General features: G+C 46.1%; 21 protein-coding genes. 5 read left to right on the top strand and 16 right to left on the bottom strand.

Translation table 11 applies throughout. The features are described from left to right. Positions 1 to 2: 2 nt before the first annotated feature. The 5 genes from crcB to lrp form a co-directional block, all read right to left on the bottom strand. Complete coding sequence (crcB, locus tag AC27G9_RS03445; protein WP_487071045.1) at positions 3 to 386, bottom strand: fluoride efflux transporter CrcB; 384 nt, start codon at positions 384 to 386, stop codon at positions 3 to 5. Between the two features lie 4 nt (positions 387 to 390). After that, entirely contained in the window at positions 391 to 1,692 is a 1,302-nt protein-coding gene (locus tag AC27G9_RS03450; RefSeq protein ID WP_487071047.1) for a replication-associated recombination protein A, read from the bottom strand. Continuing rightward, complete coding sequence (gene lolA / locus AC27G9_RS03455) at positions 1,689 to 2,321, bottom strand: outer membrane lipoprotein periplasmic chaperone LolA (RefSeq protein ID WP_487071049.1); 633 nt, start codon at positions 2,319 to 2,321, stop codon at positions 1,689 to 1,691. The genes AC27G9_RS03450 and lolA overlap by 4 nt, the downstream gene beginning before the upstream one ends. A gap of 4 nt (positions 2,322 to 2,325) precedes the next feature. After that, the gene (locus tag AC27G9_RS03460) at positions 2,326 to 4,788 is read right to left on the bottom strand and encodes a DNA translocase FtsK 4TM domain-containing protein (RefSeq protein ID WP_487071051.1); all 2,463 of its coding nucleotides are present in this window, start codon (positions 4,786 to 4,788) and stop codon (positions 2,326 to 2,328) included. 140 nt (positions 4,789 to 4,928) lie between these two features. Further along, positions 4,929 to 5,414, bottom strand: coding sequence for a leucine-responsive transcriptional regulator Lrp (gene lrp, locus AC27G9_RS03465; RefSeq protein WP_487071053.1), 486 nt, complete (start codon positions 5,412 to 5,414; stop codon positions 4,929 to 4,931). Positions 5,415 to 5,546: 132 nt separating this feature from the next. Here lrp and ald point away from each other — a divergent pair, with 132 nt between their 5' ends. Beyond that, a complete protein-coding gene (gene ald / locus AC27G9_RS03470; RefSeq protein WP_487071055.1) occupies positions 5,547 to 6,677 on the top strand; it encodes an alanine dehydrogenase in 1,131 nt (376 codons plus the stop codon). Between the two features lie 70 nt (positions 6,678 to 6,747). Here ald and AC27G9_RS03475 read toward each other — a convergent pair whose 3' ends face one another. From AC27G9_RS03475 to gyrA, 10 genes are all read right to left on the bottom strand, one after another. Next, a complete protein-coding gene (locus AC27G9_RS03475) occupies positions 6,748 to 7,104 on the bottom strand; it encodes a nuclear transport factor 2 family protein (protein ID WP_487071057.1) in 357 nt (118 codons plus the stop codon). 13 nt (positions 7,105 to 7,117) lie between these two features. Further along, positions 7,118 to 7,813, bottom strand: coding sequence for an orotidine-5'-phosphate decarboxylase (gene pyrF, locus AC27G9_RS03480; RefSeq protein ID WP_487071059.1), 696 nt, complete (start codon positions 7,811 to 7,813; stop codon positions 7,118 to 7,120). A 7-nt stretch (positions 7,814 to 7,820) separates the two neighbouring features. Next, positions 7,821 to 8,990: a lipopolysaccharide assembly protein LapB gene (gene lapB / locus AC27G9_RS03485; RefSeq protein ID WP_487071061.1), complete on the bottom strand. Its 1,170-nt coding sequence runs from the start codon at positions 8,988 to 8,990 to the stop codon at positions 7,821 to 7,823. 2 nt (positions 8,991 to 8,992) lie between these two features. Then, positions 8,993 to 9,280 (bottom strand): LapA family protein, encoded by a 288-nt coding sequence (locus AC27G9_RS03490; protein ID WP_487071063.1) that lies wholly within the window; start codon positions 9,278 to 9,280, stop codon positions 8,993 to 8,995. 73 nt (positions 9,281 to 9,353) lie between these two features. Further along, positions 9,354 to 9,641: an integration host factor subunit beta gene (ihfB, locus tag AC27G9_RS03495; protein ID WP_487071065.1), complete on the bottom strand. Its 288-nt coding sequence runs from the start codon at positions 9,639 to 9,641 to the stop codon at positions 9,354 to 9,356. A gap of 78 nt (positions 9,642 to 9,719) precedes the next feature. Next, entirely contained in the window at positions 9,720 to 11,390 is a 1,671-nt protein-coding gene (gene rpsA / locus AC27G9_RS03500) for a 30S ribosomal protein S1 (protein ID WP_487071067.1), read from the bottom strand. A 129-nt stretch (positions 11,391 to 11,519) separates the two neighbouring features. Then, complete coding sequence (gene cmk / locus AC27G9_RS03505; protein ID WP_487071069.1) at positions 11,520 to 12,194, bottom strand: (d)CMP kinase; 675 nt, start codon at positions 12,192 to 12,194, stop codon at positions 11,520 to 11,522. A gap of 131 nt (positions 12,195 to 12,325) precedes the next feature. Continuing rightward, positions 12,326 to 13,618: a 3-phosphoshikimate 1-carboxyvinyltransferase gene (aroA, locus tag AC27G9_RS03510; protein WP_487071071.1), complete on the bottom strand. Its 1,293-nt coding sequence runs from the start codon at positions 13,616 to 13,618 to the stop codon at positions 12,326 to 12,328. Beyond that, positions 13,619 to 14,704 carry a 3-phosphoserine/phosphohydroxythreonine transaminase gene (serC, locus tag AC27G9_RS03515; RefSeq protein ID WP_487071073.1) on the bottom strand — a complete coding sequence of 362 codons (1,086 nt, stop codon included), beginning with the start codon at positions 14,702 to 14,704 and terminating at the stop codon, positions 13,619 to 13,621. Between the two features lie 91 nt (positions 14,705 to 14,795). Further along, positions 14,796 to 17,498 carry a DNA topoisomerase (ATP-hydrolyzing) subunit A gene (gyrA, locus tag AC27G9_RS03520; protein ID WP_487071075.1) on the bottom strand — a complete coding sequence of 901 codons (2,703 nt, stop codon included), beginning with the start codon at positions 17,496 to 17,498 and terminating at the stop codon, positions 14,796 to 14,798. 282 nt (positions 17,499 to 17,780) lie between these two features. Here gyrA and ubiG point away from each other — a divergent pair, with 282 nt between their 5' ends. From ubiG to yfaE, 4 genes are all read left to right on the top strand, one after another. Further along, a complete protein-coding gene (ubiG, locus tag AC27G9_RS03525; RefSeq protein WP_487071077.1) occupies positions 17,781 to 18,497 on the top strand; it encodes a bifunctional 2-polyprenyl-6-hydroxyphenol methylase/3-demethylubiquinol 3-O-methyltransferase UbiG in 717 nt (238 codons plus the stop codon). 424 nt (positions 18,498 to 18,921) lie between these two features. After that, positions 18,922 to 21,243: a class 1a ribonucleoside-diphosphate reductase subunit alpha gene (gene nrdA, locus AC27G9_RS03530; protein ID WP_487071079.1), complete on the top strand. Its 2,322-nt coding sequence runs from the start codon at positions 18,922 to 18,924 to the stop codon at positions 21,241 to 21,243. 70 nt (positions 21,244 to 21,313) lie between these two features. Continuing rightward, the gene (gene nrdB, locus AC27G9_RS03535) at positions 21,314 to 22,444 is read left to right on the top strand and encodes a class Ia ribonucleoside-diphosphate reductase subunit beta (RefSeq protein ID WP_487071081.1); all 1,131 of its coding nucleotides are present in this window, start codon (positions 21,314 to 21,316) and stop codon (positions 22,442 to 22,444) included. An 11-nt stretch (positions 22,445 to 22,455) separates the two neighbouring features. After that, positions 22,456 to 22,728: a class I ribonucleotide reductase maintenance protein YfaE gene (gene yfaE / locus AC27G9_RS03540; protein WP_487071083.1), complete on the top strand. Its 273-nt coding sequence runs from the start codon at positions 22,456 to 22,458 to the stop codon at positions 22,726 to 22,728. Between the two features lie 4 nt (positions 22,729 to 22,732). Here the strand turns inward: yfaE and AC27G9_RS03545 are convergent, their stop codons facing one another. After that, positions 22,733 to 23,800, bottom strand: a complete 1,068-nt coding sequence (locus AC27G9_RS03545) for a cytochrome-c peroxidase (protein ID WP_487071085.1) — start codon at positions 23,798 to 23,800, stop codon at positions 22,733 to 22,735. Between the last annotated feature and the right edge of the window lie 83 nt (positions 23,801 to 23,883).

Raw genomic sequence — 23,883 nt, forward strand, 5'->3', positions numbered from 1 at the left:
TCTTATCCTTTCATTAATTCAACTGCGAGCCATGCGGCCAACAGGCAAGTACCAACATTCAACAAAACATTCAGTAAAGCTCGTTGCCAAAGGCCATTTTCGAGCAACGCTAAAGTTTCAACGGAGAATGTAGAAAACGTCGTAAACGCGCCTAATAGCCCCACCCCGATTAAAGCGCGATAGGGAAATTCGGCTAAATCACCACGTTCAATAAAACCATAAAGTAGCGCGAGGCAAAACGACCCCACAACATTGACGGTAAGTGTACCAAACGGCAGCGGTTTTCCAAACCAAGAATCGATTGTCGTGGTAAAGAAATAACGCAAACAAGCACCCAGAGCACCGCCAGTGCCAATAAAGAGATAGAGCATCCATGTTTGTTGCATAAAATTACCGTTTTAGCTGACTATTTTGATTCAAATTATCGAGGAATTCGCGTTTGGCTTTCAATTGTTTTTCCAACCCTCGGTCAGTGGGTTGATACAAGCGTGTTTCGGCCAATTCAGGCGGGAAATAACATTCTCCTGCGGCGAATGCATGAGCCTCATTATGGGCGTAGCGGTATTCTGCTCCCATCCCCATCTCTTTCATTAAGGCTGTTGGGGCATTACGTAGGTGATTTGGCACCGGGTAGTCTGGCGCAGACTTGGCAAGTGCCATTGCAGATTTAAAGGCGTCATATACTGCATTGCTTTTAGGTGCCAAAGCACAATATACCGCGGCCTGCGCAATTGCGCGTTCGCCTTCTGCTGGACCAACTCGGTGAAAGACGTCCCAAGCATTAACGCACAATTGCATTGCCCTGGGGTCCGCATTACCGATATCCTCAGATGCAATAGCCAACAAACGGCGAGCAACATACAAGGGTTCTCCACCGCCGTTTAAAATGCGCGCAAACCAATACAAAGCCGCGTCGGGGTCTGACCCTCGAACGGATTTGTGAAATGCCGATATCAAATCGTAAAACGCGTCGCCTTGTTTGTCATAGGCCGCGACTTTTTCACCAACAGCCTGCTCGACATCACTCAAGGCGATCTGATTGGAACTGGTAAAATCTGATGCGAGCTCAAGATAGGTTAATAATCGTCTCGCGTCGCCGCCGCATAACCCAATCAAAGCGTTTTGCGCATCTTGGGTCAATGAGAGTTGACGTTCACCCAGTCCTTTAGTCTCGTCCGTCAGAGCGCGTTGCAGCAGCCCGGCTAAATCACCTTCGGTCAGTGATTGCAGCACATAAACCCTCACCCGCGACAACAAGGCATTATTGAGCTCAAAAGACGGGTTTTCGGTCGTGGCACCAATGAAGGTGACGACGCCGGATTCAACGAACGGCAATAAAGCGTCTTGCTGGCTCTTGTTGAAGCGATGGACTTCGTCAACAAATAACAGGGTTCGTTGATTGTATCTCGCATCCGCTTCAGCCTGATCCATTGCTTGGCGGATATCTTTGACACCGGCAGTTACCGCAGAAATCCGCAATACATTAGCTTCGGCGTAATTGGCGATGAGTTCTGCCAATGTGGTTTTACCTGTACCCGGCGGCCCCCACAATACCATAGAGTGGCTCGCGCCTGCTTCGAGCATTTTTCGCAACGGTTTATTCGGGCCAAGTAAATGTTGTTGCCCTACGTATTCATCTACCGTTGACGGCCGCATCCGAGCGGCTAAGGGTGCATGTGCACTAATCGTCATTGACGTTGATCGTCCACGATAAAGCCATCTGGGATGTTTGGCGTAAACAACTCACTTTTTGGAATTGTTGAGGTGTCGATATCAGAAAATGCCAATGCACTTTTTTGCTCTTGCGCATCAAACATTTCCAAAGACACTAAAGTATTATCTCTAATGTGCAATGTCAGTGATTGAATTTGGCCACCTTCCTCTAACGGCGTTATCACAAACGTATTGTTACCACCTTCATTAACGGTTTGCTCAATAGTAAACGAAGACCAAGTGTCTTTATCACTCGTCGTTAACAGAATAAACGGGTTGTTTGCTATCGAGGCGTTTTGTTCGAAAACCGTAACTTGCTCAACAAAGTTGTCGATATTCCACACGGCATTGCCATCGGCAATTAACAATGATTCTTCAGGAAACGCCGTTTCCCAACGCATTTTATTTGGGCGAGCGAGCCAAAGTTGACCTTCAGCTTCGTTGACAAGGTCTCCTTCAACATCCGTCACAACTTGCGTAAAACTCGCTTGGTAGTTCGCCATTGATTCGAGTTGTGTTTGCAGTGCCAATTGACTCGACTCATCAGCAAAAGCCATTGTTGGTAAAAACGCACTGACAGTTAACATGGTTAAAAGACGTTTCTTCATACTACTAATCCTTAGGCGGTGGTGGCGCCAATACTTCTCGGTTGCCGTTATGACCCGGTGAACTTACGACACCACTTTGTTCCATCTGTTCCACCAATCGCGCCGCGCGATTGTAACCAATTCTGAATTTGCGTTGCACGCTTGACACACTTGCCCGACGAGTTTCCGTAACAAAAGCCACTGCTTCATCGTAAAACGCATCGAATTCTTGGTCTGCACCTTCTGGCTGTTCGCCTGGAAGCAAGACTTCGGCTGTCGCCTCGCCATTGAGAATTTCATCAATGTATTCAGGTTCACCACGCTTTTTCCAGTCTGCCACAACCGCGTGAACCTCGTGATCGTCTACAAATGCGCCGTGAACACGGGTAGGAACTGGGCTGCCAGGTGGTAAATACAACATATCGCCCATACCCAATAGCGCTTCCGCTCCTTGTTGGTCGAGTATGGTTCTCGAATCGATTTTACTCGAAACTTGGAATGCGATGCGCGTCGGTATATTGGCTTTAATAAGTCCGGTGATTACATCGACAGAGGGTCGTTGAGTCGCCAACACCAGATGAATTCCCGCCGCTCGTGCTTTTTGTGCGATACGCGCAATTAACTCTTCTACCTTTTTGCCTACAATCATCATCATATCGGCAAATTCGTCCACTACCACAACAATACTAGGTAGCTTCTCTAGGTCTGGCGCTTCTGGTTCCATACTCTCTTCCGAGCGCCACAACGGGTCTTTTATTGGCTCACCATCGGCAATAGCTTGCATAATTTTGGCGTTATAACCTTTTAAGTTACGCACACCCAATTCAGCCATTAATTTATAACGACGTTCCATCTCTCCAACACACCATCGCAGGGCATTGGCAGCCTCTTTCATGTCGGTAACAACTTCTGCTAATAGGTGCGGAATACCTTCATACACAGATAATTCGAGCATTTTCGGGTCGATCATTATCATGCGAACATCTTCTGGCGTCGACTTGTACAGCAAACTCAGAATCATGACGTTCACGCCGACTGATTTACCCGACCCCGTTGTACCAGCCACAAGTAAGTGAGGCATTTTTGCCAAATCGACGACTACTGGCTTGCCGCTGATGTCAGCGCCCAGCACCATGGTTAAATTAGACGCGTTTGATTGAAAGCTATCGCAACTGATCACTTCACTTAAGCGCACCATCTCACGGTGTTTATTTGGTAATTCGAGTCCAATCACTGACTTACCTGGAATCACTTCTACTACTCGCACAGAGATAGCAGACATCGCTCTGGCTAAATCTTTAGACAAGGACGTAATTTTGCTGACCTTCACACCTGGTGCGAGGTCTAATTCGAATCGGGTAATGACAGGTCCTGGGAATACTCCCACCACTTTCGCCTCGATATTAAAATCAGCCAGTTTGACCTCGACCAAGCGCGAAATCGCCTCCAATTCTTCGGGACTAATCGGGTTTTCTTTTTTGTCTGCGCGATCGAGTAACTCAAAAGATGGCATAGGGCCTTCTGCCGGCTCTGCGCCCTCCCCTTTCACCGGAGACAAAACCGTTTTTGGCTTTTCAACCTTTGATTTAGGCTGAGTTTTCGCTGGTATTGGCGCCATAGGCACCGGTTCATCTTCGATATTCATCGTAGGCACGACCGGCTCTGAAGGCTGTACGTCAAACGGCGGGGCTTCGTCGTCAAACACATCGTCCGGTATTGTCATCGTTGGCTCTTGGCGATCATTGGCGGTGAAAGACACTTCTTGCGCTTCCTGGCTAACCTCGTCTTCCGGCAATGGCTCTACTCGCAAGCTTGTTATGTTAAGTTCATCAGAAGCGTCATTGCTTGACGGTTGGCTGCTTTTGTTGGTCAAAGCCAGCTGAGGCATATTCCAATCCCCCAATAAACGGGGAGCTTCAATGACTTTGCGCCCCGTCCATAGCGTCATACCGCCCAAGCCATCAATAATTGTCAGCCAAGACACGCCTGTCATCAGCGTGAAACCCGTACAGAAGAAACAAAGCAGCAACAAAATGGTGCCTGCGGTATTGAAATAAGGAATGAGTGCGGCACTGATTACATCACCAACAAAGCCGCCTGCGGAAAAATTAAATAGGTCATCAAAGTTGATACTCGCGATACCAGTGAGGCCCAACACGAGTAATAAGGCGCCAATAATGCGAAGCCCTATTGTCAGGTAATCTAATTCAGTCAGCGTACGAATATGTTGAAAGGCAAACCAACCAACAAAAGCGCATGTAAAGGGCAATGCCCAAGCAAGGTAGCCAAACGTAAAAAACAGCAGATCGGCTACCCAAGCCCCCGTAGAGCCAACCCAGTTGTGAACGTCGTGTTGAAGGCCCGCTTGACTCCAGCCGGGATCACCGGGATGAAAAGAAGCGAGAGCTAAAAGTAGAAAAAATGCGAAAGCACAGGCTAACATCATGCCCGTTTCCCACAAACGTTGAATTCCAGATAATCGCGCCATAACCCTAAATAACTTACAGTGGCTCTGTTCCAAACGACCCAGAGCGATGCCGTGTCATACTCTTATTCAAGAGCATAATGACTTTTTATTATTGTATAACTAAGCCTAACATAAGCTGAATAGCAGACCTATTTTTATGTCTACTTTGGTTGAATTCTCAACGCCGTCGTACTTTTTACCTCTTCCATCACCACGTAAGTGCGTGATTCACTTACACCAGGGAGCCGCAACAGAGTATCACCGAGCAGTTTGCGATAACTCCCCATATCGGCCACGCGGGCTTTTAACAAGAAATCAAAATTACCCGATACCAGATGGCATTCCTGAATGTCGGGATGGTCTTGCACAGCAGCAGAAAATTCGGCAAAGATATCAACTGATGTTTTAGTCAGCGTAATCTCAACAAAAACCAACATAGCGGCACCGAGCTTCTCTGGGTCTACAGTCGCATGATATCCAGTAATATAGCCTTGTTGCTCAAGCCTCTTTACGCGTTCGAGACAAGGGCTCGCACTTAACCCTACATTTTTCGCCAGTTCAACATTCGATATTTTTCCATTTTTTTGTAGTTCTATCAGAATGTTACGGTCTATTCTGTCGAGATGTTTCGGGGTCTTTATCAGCATATAATATTCTTCCAAACTAACTATCTGCGATATTATATTCCACACTTTAGTAAACTTCAGCAGATAGTTTGCTGTTTCTTCACCTATACTGCTTCGCAATTCTTCGTTAACAAAACGTAAATAGAGGCAGCTATGCAAATTGGTGTACCAAAAGAAATAAAAAACCATGAATACCGTGTCGGCTTAACCCCTGCAGCCGTAAAAGAATTCACAACTCACGGCCACTCCGTGCTAGTAGAGACGAATGCTGGTGCTGCTATCGGTTTTGATGACGACATGTATGTCGCTGCTGGTGCAACGATCGCACCCAATGCAGAAGCCGTATTTGAAGCTGCTGAAATGATAGTGAAAGTAAAAGAACCACAACCAAACGAATGTAAAATGCTTCGTGAAGGTCAAACACTTTACACCTATCTGCACTTAGCTCCTGACCCAACTCAAACGAAACTGTTAGTTGAGTCTGGTGCGACTTGTATCGCTTATGAAACGGTGACAGATAACTTTGGCGGTCTGCCACTGCTTGCCCCTATGAGTGAAGTCGCTGGTCGCATGTCAGTGCAAGCGGGCGCACATTACTTAGAAAAAGCCCACGGTGGAAGCGGTACGCTTCTTGGTGGTGTGCCTGGCGTTGCTCCGGGTAAAGTACTTGTCATCGGTGGTGGCGTCGTTGGGACTAACGCTGCCAAAATGGCACTCGGTTTAGGTGCTGACGTCACGATTCTAGACCGCTCGTTACCTCGCCTACGCCAGCTAGACGATATTTTCGGTGGTCAAGTAAAAACGGTTTTTTCTACGGTTGACGCGATTGAGCATTACTCAGCGAAAGCAGACCTTGTTGTTGGCGCAGTATTGATTCCAGGTGCAGCGGCGCCGAAGCTTCTTACTGAAGAACACATCAAAAATATGAAGAAAGGCTCTGTTGTTGTTGATGTCGCAATCGACCAGGGTGGCTGTTTTGCAACGGCGAAAGCAACGACCCATCAAGACCCTGTATACGTAATCGACGATGTGGTTCACTACTGTGTGGCAAACATGCCTGGCGGTGTAGCTCGTACATCAACCATGGCTCTCAACAATGCAACATTGCCTTTCGGTCTTGCGCTTGCGAATAAAGGCCCAGAAAAAGCCATGTTAGAAGACAAGCATTTACTTAACGGCTTGAACGTACACAAAGGTATGGTGACATACAAAGCTGTAGTTGATGCCCTAGGCGACGAGCTAGGTCTAACCTACACGCCGGCTGAAGAAGCACTCGCACAATAAGCGGTAATATGACGAAAAAAGGGCCGTAAAGGCCCTTTTTTGTTCTTATTGAAATGTCTTACTACGTGATTTAATTGGGGATGGGTAAATTGTGAGCTTTGAGAAAACTCAGCTTATCCCAGTAACCACGCTGGTTTTGGATAAGGCCGTTTTTCACTTCAAAGAAACCGCATCCCCTCAGGCCAAGTGGGTCTTTCCATTCTAGAATCGCCCAATCGCCGTCCTCGAATATGTGTTCAACAATACAGACCATTTCGGCACTCGCAAACTCCTGAGAAAACATGTCAAAAATAGCCTTTCGTCCAACCACAGGCTCGTTTGCGACTTGGTGATTCACCGCATCTTCAGCGTAAAATGATGCCAACGTGTTAGCATCAGCTCGGTTAAATGCGTCAACCCACGACTCGACAATACGTTTCGGGCTCATGTTTTTCTCGGTGTTAAGCAATACTTTCGTTGACGGCTTTCAGCACATCAAGAGGAATATCAGCTTGTGTGATTGGTCTACCCATTACGAGGTAACTAACGCCTGCATCCATTGCATCTTTGGGTGTCATTACCCTTTTTTGGTCGCCTTTGTCACTGCCCTCGGGGCGTATCCCTGGCGTCACAAGTAGAAAACGTTGATCGAACTGCTCTCTCAACATGATGGCTTCTTGAGCTGAGCATACGATACCGTCTAACCCAGCCTCTCTGGTTAGGTGTGCAAGCTTCTTCACTTGATCAGCAGGCTCTATATTGGGCACAACGTCATTCAACTGATTTTTGTCCATACTGGTTAGGACGGTGACGGCAATCAATTTGGTATTGGGATGCGCACTTTCGGCAATGCCTTGTTTGGCCGCCATCATCATTTCTTTTCCGCCAGAAGCATGTACATTCACCATCCATACGCCAAGGTTTGCGGCCGCTTTACAGGCCTTGCGAACAGTATTGGGAATATCGTGGAATTTTAGGTCCAAAAAAACGTCAAAGCCTTTCGCTACAATACGTTTGACAAACTCAGGACCGAATAAAGTGAACATTTCTTTGCCGATCTTCAGTTTACATTGTGCCGGATCTACCGTATCAATAAATGACAATGCCACTTCCGCATCATCAAAATCCAGAGCAATAACGACTTTTGGGTCTTGCATATGGGGATTACTCTCCGTCTAAGCCTTTTATGGGTTTTACCGTGTCCCACTTTTTACAGGATGGGCACAGCCAGTATAATTTGCGCCCAGACAAACCACAGCTGTTGCAACGGTATTTGGGGCGTTGTTGTATTTGTTCTTCAACCAGAGACTTCAATAACCTCAAGCTTTCGGCTGAAGTTTCATCCATCTGATCGTCAATATATAAGCCAACTAGAGTCTTGAACCCTTTCATTGTTGGTGTTTTTCGAATTTGCTCTAACAAAAACTCTCTAGCGTCTTCCATCCTACCTTGATGAACGTATACGTTGACTAAGGCAATATAGGATGTCGCGCATTGTTGCCAATGGCTTTTTAGACTCTGTTCTAATCCATCCCAATCGTCTGTCGCTTCAGCAATTTGCTCAAGCATGGGGATAGCTTCGCTGAACCACTTTAAATCGCGGTTAGCGACTTCTTCGAGATAACGCACGGCGTCTTTTAAATGGCCTTGAGAAAATGCGAGTGAGCCTAGCATTAACCAAGGACGAACGGCATGCTCTTCTGCGTTTACGGCTTTTTGAAGCAATTCACTTGCGTTGCCAATATTATTGTTATCGAGCTCTTTTTGCGCTTCTTCGCAATAAAAGTGTGCAAGCCGACTGCTGACGTCGTCATTGTCGCCATGACATTCCACCATGCGCTCAGCCAACTCAATCGCTCTATCCCACTCTTTCGTGGTTTGATAGATACTGAACAGTTGCTGTTGCGCAACTAGGTAGTGCTTTTCGCTGTTTAACAGTTGAAGGTAAGCATTTTCAGCCCGTTCTAAGAAACCGGCTTGCGTATAGTCCATTCCCAGTTCTTTCAATGCCGTTTCGCGCTGACTGGGCTGAATCTCTTCACGACTAACTAAACTCTGGTGAACTTTAATTGCTCTGTCTATTTCACCGCGATGACGGAAAAAATTCCCCATTGCAATGTGAGTCTCAACCGTATCGCTATTGATGTTAATCATCTTAATAAGCGTATCGACAGCTTTGTCTGGCTGGTCAGAAAGGAGAAAGTTGAGGCCTTTGTAGTAGTGTTTCGAGAGAATACTCGACTGCTTGCGCTGCGCTTGGCGCACGCTATTTCGCCCCATTACCCAACCATAACCTGCTGCTACGGGTAAAAGTAAAAACAACAGTTCAAGCATGTTTAAGCGTCTTTGGTCACGTTTTTAAGTTTAGATTTGAGGCCGGCTACCTGTACACGCATCGCTAACCACGTGGTGGTCATTAACAAGAATCCAATCAGAATTCCCATCGCAAGGACAATAGCGATTAAGGTAGATATCCGTATATCCGCTTGGGCAATCACATAATTTACTGTGATCACGGCGTCATTTTGCGACCCGACGACGAGCGCTACAAGTAACAAAAACAATATTACTATAAAAGAAATGATGCGTTTCAATCCATCAACCCTTGCTTCCTCAGTATGCACTGAGAATACCAAAAAGTAACACAGGATTATATCTAGAAATAAAAAAAGACACTGTAAAAACAGTGCCTTCTTCTTAACTTATTGACTCATTCACGCGATCACGAAGTTCTTTGCCAGGTTTGAAGTGTGGTACATATTTACCATCAAGTTCAACCTGTTCACCCGTTTTGGGGTTACGGCCCACTCTAGGTGCACGATAATGCAAAGAAAAACTACCAAACCCTCGAATTTCAATGCGATCACCCTTTTGAAGAGTTTGCGCCATTTGTTCAAGAATTTCTTTGATAGCAGACTCCAATTCCTTCGCGGGAATGTGACGAGCCTGATCCGCGAGCCGCTCAATTAGTTCCGACTTGGTCATGTAAACCTCGATGTCAAAAATTAATCCAAACAGCTACAACGTTAACGAGGTGCGCTAATGCACACCTCATAGGCTAAATTACTCGCCTTTAGCAGCTTTGAAAGCTTCAGCCATAGCGTTAGCGAAGCCAGCGTCTTCTTGCTGGTTCACTTTGTCAATAGCTTCTTTCTCGTCAGCTTGGTCTTTCGCTTTAACAGACAAGTTAACTACGCGATTCTTACGGTCAACGCCCATAAATTTCGCTTCGATGCTATCACCAACGCTTACTTCTTCAGAAGCATCTTCTACGCGGTCGCGAGAAAGATCAGCTACGCGTACGTAACCTTCAACTTCTTCAGCCAAGCTAACTGTAACGCCTTTAGCGTCAACAGCTGTAACTGTACCAGTAACGATAGCACCTTTCTTGTTATCTGTCAGATACTTGTTGAAAGGATCTTCTTCAATTTGCTTAACGCCTAGAGAAATACGCTCACGCTCTGGGTCGACTTGTAGTACAACTGCAGAGATTTCGTCGCCTTTCTTATAGTCACGTACCGCTTCTTCACCTGCTTTGTTCCAAGAGATGTCAGAAAGGTGTACAAGACCATCGATACCACCGTCAAGACCGATGAAGATACCGAAGTCAGTGATTGACTTGATCTTACCAGACACTTTGTCACCTTTTTCGTGTGACTCAGCGAATGTTTCCCAAGGGTTAGCAATACATTGCTTAAGACCAAGAGAAATACGACGACGTTCTTCGTCGATTTCAAGAACCATAACTTCAACGTTGTCGCCAAGGTTAACCACTTTAGATGGGTGGATGTTCTTGTTAGTCCAGTCCATTTCAGAAACGTGAACAAGACCTTCAACACCGTCTTCGATTTCAACGAAGCAACCGTAGTCAGTAAGGTTAGTTACTGAACCGCTAAGCTTAGTGCCTTCTGGGTAGCGTGCAGCAATTTCTTGCCATGGATCGCTGCCCATTTGCTTCATACCAAGAGAAACGCGTTGCTTCTCTTTGTCGAACTTCAATACTTTAACATTGATTTCGTCACCAACATTTACGATTTCACTTGGGTGCTTAACGCGCTTCCAAGCCATGTCAGTGATGTGAAGAAGACCGTCTACGCCGCCAAGGTCAACGAACGCACCGTAGTCAGTAAGGTTCTTAACGATACCTTTGATTTCATGACCTTCTTCAAGGTTCGCTAGCAACGTATCACGTTCTGCGCTGCTTTCAGCTTCGATAACTGCACGACGTGAAACAACAACGTTGTTACGCTTAGCGTCAAGCTTGATAACTTTGAACTCAAGCTCTTTGCCTTCAAGGTGAGCAGTATCACGTACTGGGCGAACATCAACCAAAGAACCAGGTAGGAACGCACGTACACTGTTAACTTCAACAGTGAAACCGCCTTTAACCTTACCGTTAATAACACCTTTGATTGTTTCTTTTTCTTCGTAAGCTTTTTCAAGCTCAACCCAAGCTTCATGACGCTTAGCTTTTTCGCGAGAAAGGATAGTCTCACCGAAGCCGTCTTCAACTGCGTCTAGCGCTACGTCTACAGTATCGCCAATTTCAATTTCAAGCGCGCCTTCAGCGTTCTTGAACTGTTCTGCTGGGATCGCACTTTCTGATTTAAGACCCGCATCAACAAGAACGATATCTTTATCAATTGATACAACAGTACCTTTAACAATCGCGCCTGGGCGTGTTTCTAGTTCCTGTAGGCTTTCTTCAAAAAGTTGTGCAAAATTTTCAGTCATAAGTAATTTAATTCAAAATATATACATCCACATCACTGTCCTGCTAATGTGGGGTTATTGTTCACTATCAGCTCATCCTGTGCTGACTTGGTTCGAAAATACGAAGTCTGCCGTTGCGCCAAGGCGTTTTTACGACACTCGCGACTTAATAATTTCCATTGCTTTTTCAAACACTTGGTTAATATCCATGTGCGTTGAATCGAGTGTTACAGCGTCTTCTGCTGGTACCAATGGCGCAACACTTCGTTGCGTATCTCGCTCGTCGCGAGCCTTGATATCGGTCAAAAGGCGCGCAATGTTAACATCCATCCCTTTTTCTTTCAACTGAGCATACCGGCGCTCAGCCCTAGCTTCTGCGCTAGCTGTAAGGAAGATTTTCACAATCGCGTCAGGAAAAACAACCGTTCCCATGTCTCGACCATCTGCTACTAAGCCAGGCTCTTGTTGAAATGCTCGCTGCCTTCTCAACAATGCTTCTCTTACTCGCGGCAACGCCGCAATCTTAGATGCCACAGCGCCAACTTGCTCCGTGCGGATGTCGTCAGTTACGTCTTCACCTTCTAAGATGATTCTCGTGCCGTTCGAATCGGTGTTGAAACTCACATCTAAGCCGGTTGCTAAAGGCACAATGGCTTCTTCGTCTTCAATAGGCAAATCATGATGTAGCGTTGCTACCGCCAACACGCGATAAATGGCACCGCTGTCCAAAAAGTGCCAACCTAACTGCTCGGCCAACAAACTGCTCAGTGTACCTTTACCGGCACCACTGGGACCGTCTACCGTGACCACGGGAATTGGATGCATACCTGCTCCACATAAATGTTAAACAAAAAAATCGCGCGCAATTATACGCCACAGAAATGAATAAGCAATGCCGAACCACTTGTGTTCAGCATTGCCTTTGATTTAACGAGGTTAATTTTTGATAACCTGGGTTAGCCGTTATGGCAGATCGTTTCAAATCGTTGGAAATAATCAGGGAACGTCTTTGCAGTACAACCAGGGTCATTGATTGTCACCGGTGTATCACTTAATGCGACCAGAGAAAAACACATCGCAATTCTATGGTCGTTATAGGTATCAATCGCAGCGTGTTTGAGTTCAACTGGCGGTGTTACCGTAATGTAATCGTGACCTTCCTCTACCGTCGCGCCAACTTTACGCAATTCGGTAGCCATGGCGAACAAACGGTCAGTTTCCTTCACGCGCCAATTGTAGATATTGCGTATTGTGGTCGTGCCCTTTGCGAACAACGCCGCGGTTGCAATTGTCATCGCCGCATCCGGTATATGATTGAGATCTAGGTCTACGCCTTTGAGAGGCCGCCCTGTGACTTCAACATACTCGTCGTGCCACGTAACCAGCGCGCCCATTTTTTCCAACACTTCAGCAAAGCGAATATCACCTTGAATACTGCCTTTACCGATGCCAGTCACTCGCACAGTGCCACCTTTAACAGCGCCGGCGGCAAGGAAATACGACGCAGATGAGGCATCACCTTCTACCATGAATCGCCCGGGTGACTGATATACCTGCCCGCCAGTGACTTCGAAAGACGAGTAATCATTATTTGTCACTTGGATGCCGAATTTCGACATTGTGTCCAAGGTAATGTCGATATACGGTTTAGACACAAGCTCGCCTTTAATACGTATAACAGAATCGCCAACGAACAAAGGCGCAGCCATCAATAGTGCAGTTAAAAACTGACTAGAAACGCTACCGTCAACTTCAATTTCGCCACCGACAAGGGATTTACCTTGAATACTTAGAGGCGGATAACCTTCATTTTTTAAATAGGTGATATCCGCGCCAGCTTGTCTCAATGAATCGACTTGATCACCAATGGGCCGCTCTTCCATTCGAGGTTCGCCGGTCAAAGTAACAGACACATCTGATGCAGCTAATACGGCACACAATGGACGCATTGCTGTACCCGCATTACCCAAGAACAGCTCGATATCGCCTTGTGCTTTAAACGCGCCTCCACAACCGACAACACGACATTCAGTTTTATCTTCAGAAAGACTCACTGAAACACCGAGCTGCCCTAGCGCTTTGAGCATGTGGCGAATATCGTCACTGTCGAGTAAATTGGTTAAAACCGTTTCGCCTTCTGCTAACGCAGCCAGCAATAATGCGCGGTTCGATAAACTCTTCGAACCCGGTACATTGACGACACCATCAACGTTGTGAATAGGTGAAAGTGTTAATTGTTCAACTGTCATTTATCCATTTACCCTTTCGAATTCCTGCATGAAAGATACTAGGGTTTGCACACCCTCAAGCTCCATAGCATTGTAGATACTCGCTCGCATGCCACCGACACTGCGGTGACCCTTGAGCGCCAACAAACCCGCCTGTTCGGCTTGTGATAAGAACAAACCATCTAGTTCAGGGTTAGCAAGCTGAAAAGGTACGTTCATCTTTGAACGATTCTCTGGATGTATACTGTTGTTATAAAATGAAGAGGCGTCGATCGCTGCATAAAGCGTTTGCGCTTTTTCTGCATTGCGCTTTGCCATCCCTTCAGTACCGCCATTGGCTTTCAACCATTTAAACACCAATCCTGCGAGATACCATGAGTATGTCGGTGGTGTGTTATACATTGAGTCAGCATTCGCGGCCTTGGCGTAGTCAAAAATAGAAGGCGTAACCGATTGCGCTTTGCCAATCAGGTCGTCCCTAACAATCACGACTGCAAGACCACTTGGCCCGATGTTCTTCTGTGCTCCCGCATAAATGACACCATGGGCAGCAACGTCGAGAGGTTGAGATAAAATAGTTGACGACATATCCGACACCAAAGGTACCGAGCCAGCTTCTGGAAGCCAGTCAAAGGCCACGCCATCGACGGTTTCATTGGGACAAAAATGCAAATAAGCTGCGGTTTGGTCTACATCGGCCTCAGTGACTTTAGGAACGTAACGCAGCCCCTCTTTTAACGTCGACTCGCCAATCACTTTCGCTTGATTGTATTTATTTGCTTCCGCTACCGCGCCTTTCGACCAAGACCCCGTTACCAAGTGCAATGATGTATCGGTTGGCTGAGACAGATTAAGGGGAACGGAGGCGAATTGCCCACGACCACCACCCTGCAAAAACAAGACTTTATAGTTATCAGGTACAGCCAGTAAGTCTCGCAAATCTTGCTCGGCTTCCGCCGCCACGGCGATGAAGTCTTTACCTCGGTGGCTAACTTCCATGATAGAGTTACCTGTACCATGCCAGTCAACAAATTCACCTTGTGCTTGTTGCATGACTTCAGCGGGTAGCATCGCAGGACCTGCGCTAAAGTTGAAATTTTTTTCCATGAATTTTTCGACACTGTTAGTAAAACAAGCGGCATATAGCCGCTTGTTTAATGACTTAAACTAGATGAAGGCCACCGGAGCAGCCCTCAGCTTACTCTTCTGTCGTCGTTTCGTTATCGTTGTTGTCCACTGAATTGTCTTCAGTGGCTTCTGCAGTAACGGTGTTTTCCCCGTTTTCTTCTGCTTCATCTTCTATAAATTCATCGGTTTCGACTTCTTCAATTTTCTGAAGACCAACAACGTGTTCGTCTTCAGCCGTTCGAATCAGTCTGACACCTTGGGTATTTCGGCCAACGGTAGAGACTTCGTTGACTCGCGTACGCACTAGAGTGCCTTGGTCACTGATGAGCATGATTTCGTGCTCTTCGTCAACTTGTACTGCACCAACGACTTTACCGTTTCGGTCAGATACCTTGATCGACACGACACCTTGCGTTGCCCTGCTCTTCGCTGGATATTCGCTTATTGGTGTGCGCTTACCGAAACCGTTTTCGGTCGCAGTCAGGATAGCACCATCACCTTTCGGCACGATGAGAGAGACAACTTTTTGCCCGTCCTGAAGCTTAATACCACGTACACCCGTCGCAGTCCGCCCCATCGCACGAAGTGCATAAAGCTCTTCACCGGTTTCAGGATCGCGCTTAACTTCACCCGTTTCAGCGTCTTTTTGCTTCTCATTAAAGCGAACAACTTTACCCGCATCTGAGAACAACATGATGTCATCGTTACCATCAGTGATGTCAACACCGATAAGCTCGTCGCCATCATTTAAGTTGAGTGCAATAATACCGCTAGAACGAGGACGTGAGTATGAACTTAGATCGGTCTTTTTCACCACACCGTTTGCCGTAGCCATCAGCACATATTTGCCTTCTTCGAATTCTTTAATTGGAAGAATAGCGGTGATGCGCTCATCTTGCTCAAGTGGCAAAATATTCACTATTGGGCGGCCTCGCGCATTGCGGCTCGCCAATGGTAACTGATAAACCTTGAGCCAATACAATCGGCCTCGGGTTGAGAAACACAAGATATGATCATGAGTATTAGCAACTAACAGCTTTTCAATGAAATCTTCTTCTTTCATTTTGGTAGCTGATTTACCTTTACCGCCACGACGCTGTGCTTCGTATTCACTTAGCTTCTGATATTTGACGTAACCTTCACGAGACAAGGTTACAACAACGTCTTCTTGTTCGATCAAATCTTCAATATCTATATCGTGGCTTGCCGCCGTAATTTCAGTACGGCGCTCGTCGCCGAATTCATCACGCACAGCTTCCAGCTCTTCACGGATAACTTCCATCAAGCGCTCGGCGCTAGCCAGAATGTGAAGCAGCTCGGCGATGATGTCTAGCAATTGCTTATATTCGTCTAGAATTTTTTCGTGTTCTAGACCAGTAAGCTTGTGCAGACGAAGGTCTAGAATCGCTTGAGCTTGTTGTTCGGTCAGATAGTACTTACCGTCGCGGATCCCAAACTCAGGCTCTAGCCAATCAGGACGTGCTGCATCGTCACCGGCACGTTCAAGCATGTCTGATACATCACCAAGATTCCAACCTTGAGCGACAAGCGCCTGTTTCGCTTCCGCTGGACTAGGAGACGCTTTAATCAACTCGATAATCGGGTCGATATTCGCCAGAGCAATTGCCAAGCCTTCAAGAATGTGAGCGCGGTCTCTAGCTTTACGCAATTCAAAGACAGTACGTCTGGTGACCACTTCGCGGCGGTGCAGTACAAAGGCTTCTAGTGCCTCTTTAAGATTAAAAATCTTTGGCTGGCCATTATCTAGCGCAACCATATTGATTCCGAATACCGTCTGCAATTGGGTATTGGCATACAAATGGTTCAGTAACACTTCACCTGACTCGTTGCGCTTCACTTCAATAACGATGCGCATACCGTCTTTATCAGATTCATCCCGCAACGCAGAAACGCCTTCAATGCGTTTTTCTTTTACCAGTTCAGCGATCTTTTCAATCAGACGCGCTTTGTTAACTTGGTATGGGATTTCGTGAACGATAATCGTTTCTTTGCCATTTTTGTCCGTTTCGATTTCCGCTTTCGCGCGCAGGTATATTTTGCCTCGGCCTGTGCGGTAAGCTTCTTCGATACCTTTGCGGCCACTAATCAATGCGGCGGTCGGGAAGTCGGGACCGGGAATGTATTCCATCAGCTCATCAATCGCCATATCAGGGTTGTTGATAAGCGCAATACAACCGTTGATAACTTCTGTTAGGTTGTGCGGAGGAATATTTGTTGCCATACCAACGGCGATACCGGAAGAACCATTTACAAGAAGGTTTGGCACCTTGGTAGGCAATACCTCTGGGATCTGCTCTTGGTTATCGTAGTTAGGTACGAAATTAACGGTTTCTTTGTCAAGGTCTGCCAATAACTCATGGGCAATCTTGGCCATTCTAATTTCGGTGTAACGCATTGCCGCCGCTGAGTCACCGTCAATCGAACCAAAGTTACCTTGGCCATCAACAAGCATGTAGCGAAGAGAAAACGGCTGTGCCATACGAACGATAGTGTCGTATACCGCTGAGTCACCGTGCGGGTGATATTTACCAATAACGTCACCGACTACACGAGCCGACTTTTTGTATGGTTTATTGAAGTCGTTTTTAAGTTCGTTCATGGCGAACAGAACGCGGCGGTGAACCGGTTTTAAGCCATCACGTACATCGGGCAAGGCGCGCCCAACAATAACGCTCATCGCATAATCGAGGTAAGACGTTTTGAGTTCTTCCTCTATATTAACGGGGAGTATTTCGTTAGCGTTATCAGTCATAAACTGGTTAGTCCCTTTATCTTGGTTTATTGCGCGAAGAACAGAGATGGATTACATTCTGCGCCCTCACACTCTTTATATGGGTCGTTGTGTAACACTTGATACTACCACCAGTATTACAAATAATGTAGCGCTTAATGCGATTATCGGCCGCGGATCTCGACAAGCGGCGAAAAAACGCGCAACCAGTCATCAAATTTCGCTTTTGCCGTGCCAATAAGTGTCAATCTGAGTTAACCTTTCCTTCTTTATATAAGAACGTGAACAATAAATGTAGCGCCCATGGAAACTAGCACTCAAAACGTAGACCACAATGAAATCAACAAATTCGCTGAATTAGCGAACCGCTGGTGGGATATGGAAGGGGAATTCAAACCACTTCATGCCATCAACCCACTAAGACTTGATTTTATACAACAACACACAGGTGGCTTACATGGGTTAACTGCAATAGATGTGGGCTGTGGTGGTGGCATTCTGGCCGAAGCTATGGCGAAGATGGGGGCTGATGTCACCGGTATTGATATGGCAGAAGCTTCGCTGGAAGTGGCAAAGCTGCATGGGTTAGAGTCCGGCATTCAAGTGAATTATGAGCAAACGACTGCGGAAGCCTACGCGCAAAGCCACGAAGGTAAATTTGATGTCGTCACGTGCATGGAGATGTTAGAGCATGTGCCTGATCCAGCTTCCGTCGTCGCTGCGTGTGCGAAGCTCGTAAAACCGGGTGGGCATGTGTTCTTTTCCACTTTGAACCGCAATATCAAGTCTTATCTGTTTGCCATAGTGGGTGCAGAGTACATCATGAATCTCGTTCCCAAAGGCACACACCAACACGAACGTTTTATTAAGCCCGCCGAACTGATCGATATGGCAGATCGCGCCGATCTACTAACCAGGCATGCGACTGGCTTGCACATGCATCCTTTGAATCAAACCTTCTATTTATCTGACTCGAATATCGATGTGAACTATTTGTTACATTGCGAGCCCGCACTGTAACAAACACAACATCTAGTGTTGCCTTATCAAAATAGACACTAGATGTTTCCCCTTAACCATTTTTCGTTAGAAAGACAAGCAAAATAATTTTTTGTTTTTTTATTGCATTAAAACTACTTGCATTCGCTAAAAATGGCGAAATTTGATTGCTGTTAGGTGAGTCAGTACTAACCTATTTTTTAACCGCCCCAGATCGATGGTTTTAGCACCAGATATTGGGTTGCAATATGATCAAAACCTCACTATCTTGTGTCTTATCCGACGCATTTCTGTCAACGATCTGTCATAAAAACGCAACAACATTAGATCGCGATCGTGCGTTTGGATATTTGCACACACACAAGTGCTTAAAATAGATAGCAAAACAAAAAAATGGGTAACAAACCCACGCTTCAAGCGCTAACAGACAACATGGTCAGTATCAATGAATAATAATCTATACGTCACCAAGCGTAATGGTGAAAAAGAATCCATCGATCTGGATAAAATTCACAAGGTCGTAGAATGGGCCGCCAAAGGATTGAATAACGTATCGGTTTCACAGGTTGAAATCAAAGCTCAGATCCAGTTTTACGACGGTATCAAAACTGAAGACATCCACGAGACATTGATCAAATCTGCGTCAGATCTCATTTCAACGGACGCACCAGATTACCAATACCTAGCCGCTCGCTTAGCCATTTTCCACCTTCGCAAAAAAGCGTATGGCCAGTTTGAGCCACCAGCTCTATTTGATCACGTTAAGAAAATGGTCGAAATGGCCAAGTACGATGAACACTTACTCGCCGATTACACGCAGGCTGAATTTGCGGAAATGGACGAGTATATTGACCATTGGCGCGACATGAACTTTAGCTATGCAGCGGTTAAGCAGCTAGAAGGAAAATACCTAGTCCAGAATCGCGTAACGGGTGAAATCTACGAAAGTGCCCAGTTCTTGTATATTTTGGTTGCGGCGTGTCTGTTCGCTAAGTACCCAAAAGCCGAGCGACTGAATTACATTAAGCGCTTTTACGACGCGGCTTCGACTTTTAAGCTATCTCTACCTACCCCAATCATGGCAGGTGTACGTACGCCAACTCGTCAGTTCAGCTCATGTGTCCTGATTGAGACTGGTGATAGCCTTGATTCTATCAATGCTACTGCAAGCGCCATTGTAAAATACGTTAGCCAACGCGCAGGTATTGGTGTAAACGCAGGCCGTATCCGTGCGCTTGGTAGCCCCATTCGCGGTGGTGAAGCATTCCACACGGGTTGTATTCCGTTTTATAAATACTTCCAGACAGCGGTTAAGAGCTGTTCGCAAGGTGGTGTTCGCGGCGGTGCAGCTACCCTCTTCTACCCGCTATGGCATATGGAAGTCGAGTCATTACTAGTACTCAAGAACAACCGTGGTGTTGAAGAAAACCGTGTGCGTCACCTCGATTATGGTGTGCAATTTAACAAGCTCATGTATCAGCGCATGATGAAAGACGATTACATCACATTGTTCAGCCCGTCTGACTGCCCAGGACTGTACGATGCTTTCTTCGCTGACCAAGACAAGTTTGAAGCCTTGTATGTGAAATACGAGCAAGATGAAAGCATTCGCAAGAAACGCATCAAAGCGATGGAACTGTTCAGCTTGTTCATGCAGGAACGCGCTAGCACAGGTCGCATTTATCTCCAAAATGTCGACCACTGTAATACGCATAGCCCGTTCAACCCTGAAGTGGCACCGGTTCGTCAAAGCAACTTATGCTTAGAAATTGCCCTGCCAACCAAGCCATTGCAACACGTTAATGACGAGAATGGTGAGATTGCATTATGTACATTGTCAGCATTTAACTTAGGCGCCATCGAGTCTTTAGACGATTTCGAAGAGCTAGCGGATCTTGCCGTACGAGCCCTCGATAGCCTATTGGATTATCAAGATTATCCGGTGCCAGCGGCGTACCACGCGACCATGAATCGTCGTACGCTAGGTGTTGGTGTTATTAACTTTGCTTACTACCTCGCCAAAAATGGTGTGAAGTATTCCGACTTCAGTGCAAATGGGCTTATCCACCGCACATTTGAAGCGATGCAATACTACTTGCTGAAGGCGTCGAACAACTTGGCGAAGGAGAAAGGGGCATGTCCTAAGTTTGATGAGACAACCTATTCTCAGGGCGTATTACCGATTGATTCGTACAAAAAAGATTTGGACAAAGTTTGCAATGAGCCTCTGCATTACGATTGGGAAGGCTTGAGAAAGGACATATTAGAGCACGGTTTGCGTAACTCTACGCTGTCTGCCTTGATGCCTTCAGAAACCTCATCGCAAATCTCAAATGCAACAAATGGTATTGAACCACCACGTGGCCATATCAGTATTAAATCGAGTAAAGATGGCGTTCTGAAACAAGTCGTTCCAGATTACGAAAACTTAAAAGACAAATACGAGTTGTTGTGGGATATTCCGTCAAATGACGGCTACCTGCAGCTAGTGGGTATTATGCAAAAGTTTGTGGACCAAACTATTTCGGCAAACACTAGTTACGACCCAAGCAAGTATGAAAACAACAAGGTTCCAATGAAGTTGTTGTTAAAAGACTTGCTGACAACGTACAAACTCGGTGTCAAAACGCTTTATTATCACAACACGCGTGATGGTGCAGCTGATGCCTCTTCACTTGAAGTAAAACAACAAGCACAACAACCTCAAGCGCAAGAGGTTGTGATTGAAGAAGATGATGGTTGTGAAGGCGGTGCATGCAAAATTTAGCATGCACCCCAAATTGAGAAACGCAGCAAGAACTCCTATAACAAGCGATTCGTTTTAAAGTGGTCAGTCGATGAGATACACAACATTTAACCAAAAAAGCATTAATCCTTTGGCCGAGCCAATGTTCTTCGGTAATCCGGTCAACGTTGCTAGGTACGATCAGCAAAAGCACTCAATTTTTGAGAAGTTAATCGAAAAGCAAATCAGTTTCTTCTGGCGACCAGAGGAAGTTGACGTATCGAAAGATCGCGTAGACTTTCAAGGTTTGACTGAGTCAGAGAAGCATATATTTATCTCTAACCTTAAGTATCAAACTCTGTTGGATTCGGTACAAGGCCGTAGCCCGAATATCGCGCTGCTACCTATTGTATCACTGCCCGAGCTTGAAACTTGGATTGAGACTTGGTCGTTCTTCGAAACGATTCACTCTCGTTCTTACACGCATATTTTGCGAAACCTGTTTAGCGATCCGAGCGATATATTTGAAGATATCGTTGTTAACGACGAAATCAAACGCCGTGCAACGGACATCTCTCAGTATTACGATGACCTTATTCTTGCAACGCAGTTGTGGCAAACACGTGGGGAAGGCACGCACGAAGTTGATGGCCAACCCTACTTGGTAACAAAACGCGAACTGAAGAAGAAATTGTATTTGTGCATGAATTCAGTCAACGCACTTGAAGCGATCCGATTCTACGTGTCTTTCGCATGTACCTTTGCTTTTGCAGAACGCGAGTTGATGGAAGGCAATTCGAAAATCATTCGATTGATTGCACGTGACGAAAATCTTCACTTAACCTCTACTCAACACATCCTCAATATTTGGGCCAAGGGCAAAGATGACCCAGAAATGGCAGAAATAGCAGAAGAGTGTAAAGAAGAAGCGTTGGCAATCTTCATGAAGGCGGTAGAGCAAGAAAAAGAATGGGCAGATTACCTGTTCCAGAACGGTTCAATGATCGGTCTTAACCGCGACATCCTTTGCCAATACGTTGAATATATCGCAAATCAACGCATGGCAGCTATCGGTTTGGGTCAGCCTTTCGATATTAGTAGTAATCCCCTTCCTTGGATGAATAACTACTTAAATTCAGACAATGTACAAGTTGCACCACAAGAGTCAGAAATCAGCTCTTATCTCGTTGGGCAAATTGATGCAGCTGTCAGTGAAGAAGATTTCGCAGACTTCGAACTCTAAACACCCCATTCATGAGCAAATCAGATGATGCTTTCCACATCGATATTATTGATGTGGGAAGCATAGATGCTACTCAAAACAAAACATTGCTCGAGAGCCTGGAGGATAATGGTATACACATCCACTATCACTGCAGAGAAGGGTTTTGTGGCGCCTGTCGTTCTACCCTCGTAGAGGGGGAAGTAGAATACACCACAGATCCCCTAGCCTACTTTGATGATGACGAAGTCCTCCCTTGCTGCTGCGTCCCCTCTTCAAATATCAAGATTAAAGTACAACAGTAATCCGCTACTGAATGTCACCACCTACTGGAAGTCCACTTGGAACGGTGTCGGGAATGTGCCGATAAAACCCAGTGCTATCAAGCGTGTTTAAAAACCTCTCAATATCGCCAAAATCTCCCTCACCAAGGGTAACCTGTAGGTCACCGCGGTCCTCATAAGCGGCAATTGCATCGCGTAGCGACAAACGAGAACCATCATGCATAAAAGGCGCTGTTATCGCTAAATTACGCATCGTTGGTGTTCGGACAACTTGCTCCCCTACAACTCTTTCACCCTCGTGAATTTGATTGTCCGCTAACATAGGGCCTGAATGACACCGTGCACATCCCCCGTCGATGAATTTGTTCAAGCCAATAATTTCAGCTTCTGTTAACGCCGACGTGTTACCACTTAAAAACGCATCAAAACGAGTTTGGTTTGAGACGACTTGACGTTCAAAGGTGGCAATCGCTTTTACCAGGTTTTCGATAGTAACTGGGTCGCTTCCCCCAAACGCGTCGGTAAATCGTTGCACATACTCGGGATTCGACTTCAACCTTGTCAGCACCTCCTCTACAATCTGTGACTCGCTCACATTAAAACCACGCATTTCGATATCGCTCAATATCGGCTGAAGTGCTTGAGCCTCTAGCGTGTTGGCTCTTAAATCCCAAAAATAGCCACCAGATTCAAAATCCTCTGTTACTGTATTCACTGTCAACCCCGCAAACGCCACATTCAAAATCGTCGGTGAATGCATGTCGGTTAGTTGATTTCCAAATCGGTTCGGCCCTAACCCAATACCATCAGAACCAATTGATGTTTGACGCCCGTCAGCCCAGCCAAAGTCTGGATGGTGACATGTTGCACAAGCGACATTCTGATCGCCCGAAAGAATCGGGTCCCAGAATAACAACTCACCCAGTTCCGATTTTGCCACTGAGAAAGGATTACTCTCAGGGTAAATCGACTCACTTGGCAAAGGGGTAAATGTACTCGAATAATCTCTCAACACAGGATCTGCTGGAATACCGTCGTCATTACACCCACTTAACAGCGACACCAATGTCACACCAATATATAAGCTTCGCATTACCATTCCTCAAGAAACAACGAGCAGATAGCGTCTCACATAGGGTGTCCCAAAAATGTCAGGCAACACTGTGTCGTCGACGT

Source organism: Alteromonas sp. 5NS40-0096, from assembly GCF_057544385.1.

Coding starts and splice junctions, on each gene's coding strand:
- serC (WP_487071073.1), bottom strand. CDS start 14,704: ATGGAAAAAAATTTCAACTTTAGCGCAGGTCCTGCGATGCTACCCGCT.
- ubiG (WP_487071077.1), top strand. CDS start 17,781: ATGGAAACTAGCACTCAAAACGTAGACCACAATGAAATCAACAAATTC.
- rpsA (WP_487071067.1), bottom strand. CDS start 11,390: ATGACTGAAAATTTTGCACAACTTTTTGAAGAAAGCCTACAGGAACTA.
- lrp (WP_487071053.1), bottom strand. CDS start 5,414: ATGCTGATAAAGACCCCGAAACATCTCGACAGAATAGACCGTAACATT.
- lolA (WP_487071049.1), bottom strand. CDS start 2,321: ATGAAGAAACGTCTTTTAACCATGTTAACTGTCAGTGCGTTTTTACCA.
- AC27G9_RS03545 (WP_487071085.1), bottom strand. CDS start 23,800: ATGCGAAGCTTATATATTGGTGTGACATTGGTGTCGCTGTTAAGTGGG.
- crcB (WP_487071045.1), bottom strand. CDS start 386: ATGCAACAAACATGGATGCTCTATCTCTTTATTGGCACTGGCGGTGCT.
- yfaE (WP_487071083.1), top strand. CDS start 22,456: ATGAGCAAATCAGATGATGCTTTCCACATCGATATTATTGATGTGGGA.
- AC27G9_RS03460 (WP_487071051.1), bottom strand. CDS start 4,788: ATGGCGCGATTATCTGGAATTCAACGTTTGTGGGAAACGGGCATGATG.
- AC27G9_RS03475 (WP_487071057.1), bottom strand. CDS start 7,104: ATGAGCCCGAAACGTATTGTCGAGTCGTGGGTTGACGCATTTAACCGA.
- ald (WP_487071055.1), top strand. CDS start 5,547: ATGCAAATTGGTGTACCAAAAGAAATAAAAAACCATGAATACCGTGTC.
- ihfB (WP_487071065.1), bottom strand. CDS start 9,641: ATGACCAAGTCGGAACTAATTGAGCGGCTCGCGGATCAGGCTCGTCAC.
- AC27G9_RS03450 (WP_487071047.1), bottom strand. CDS start 1,692: ATGACGATTAGTGCACATGCACCCTTAGCCGCTCGGATGCGGCCGTCA.
- lapB (WP_487071061.1), bottom strand. CDS start 8,990: ATGCTTGAACTGTTGTTTTTACTTTTACCCGTAGCAGCAGGTTATGGT.
- aroA (WP_487071071.1), bottom strand. CDS start 13,618: ATGACAGTTGAACAATTAACACTTTCACCTATTCACAACGTTGATGGT.
- nrdA (WP_487071079.1), top strand. CDS start 18,922: ATGAATAATAATCTATACGTCACCAAGCGTAATGGTGAAAAAGAATCC.
- nrdB (WP_487071081.1), top strand. CDS start 21,314: ATGAGATACACAACATTTAACCAAAAAAGCATTAATCCTTTGGCCGAG.
- gyrA (WP_487071075.1), bottom strand. CDS start 17,498: ATGACTGATAACGCTAACGAAATACTCCCCGTTAATATAGAGGAAGAA.
- cmk (WP_487071069.1), bottom strand. CDS start 12,194: ATGCATCCAATTCCCGTGGTCACGGTAGACGGTCCCAGTGGTGCCGGT.
- pyrF (WP_487071059.1), bottom strand. CDS start 7,813: ATGCAAGACCCAAAAGTCGTTATTGCTCTGGATTTTGATGATGCGGAA.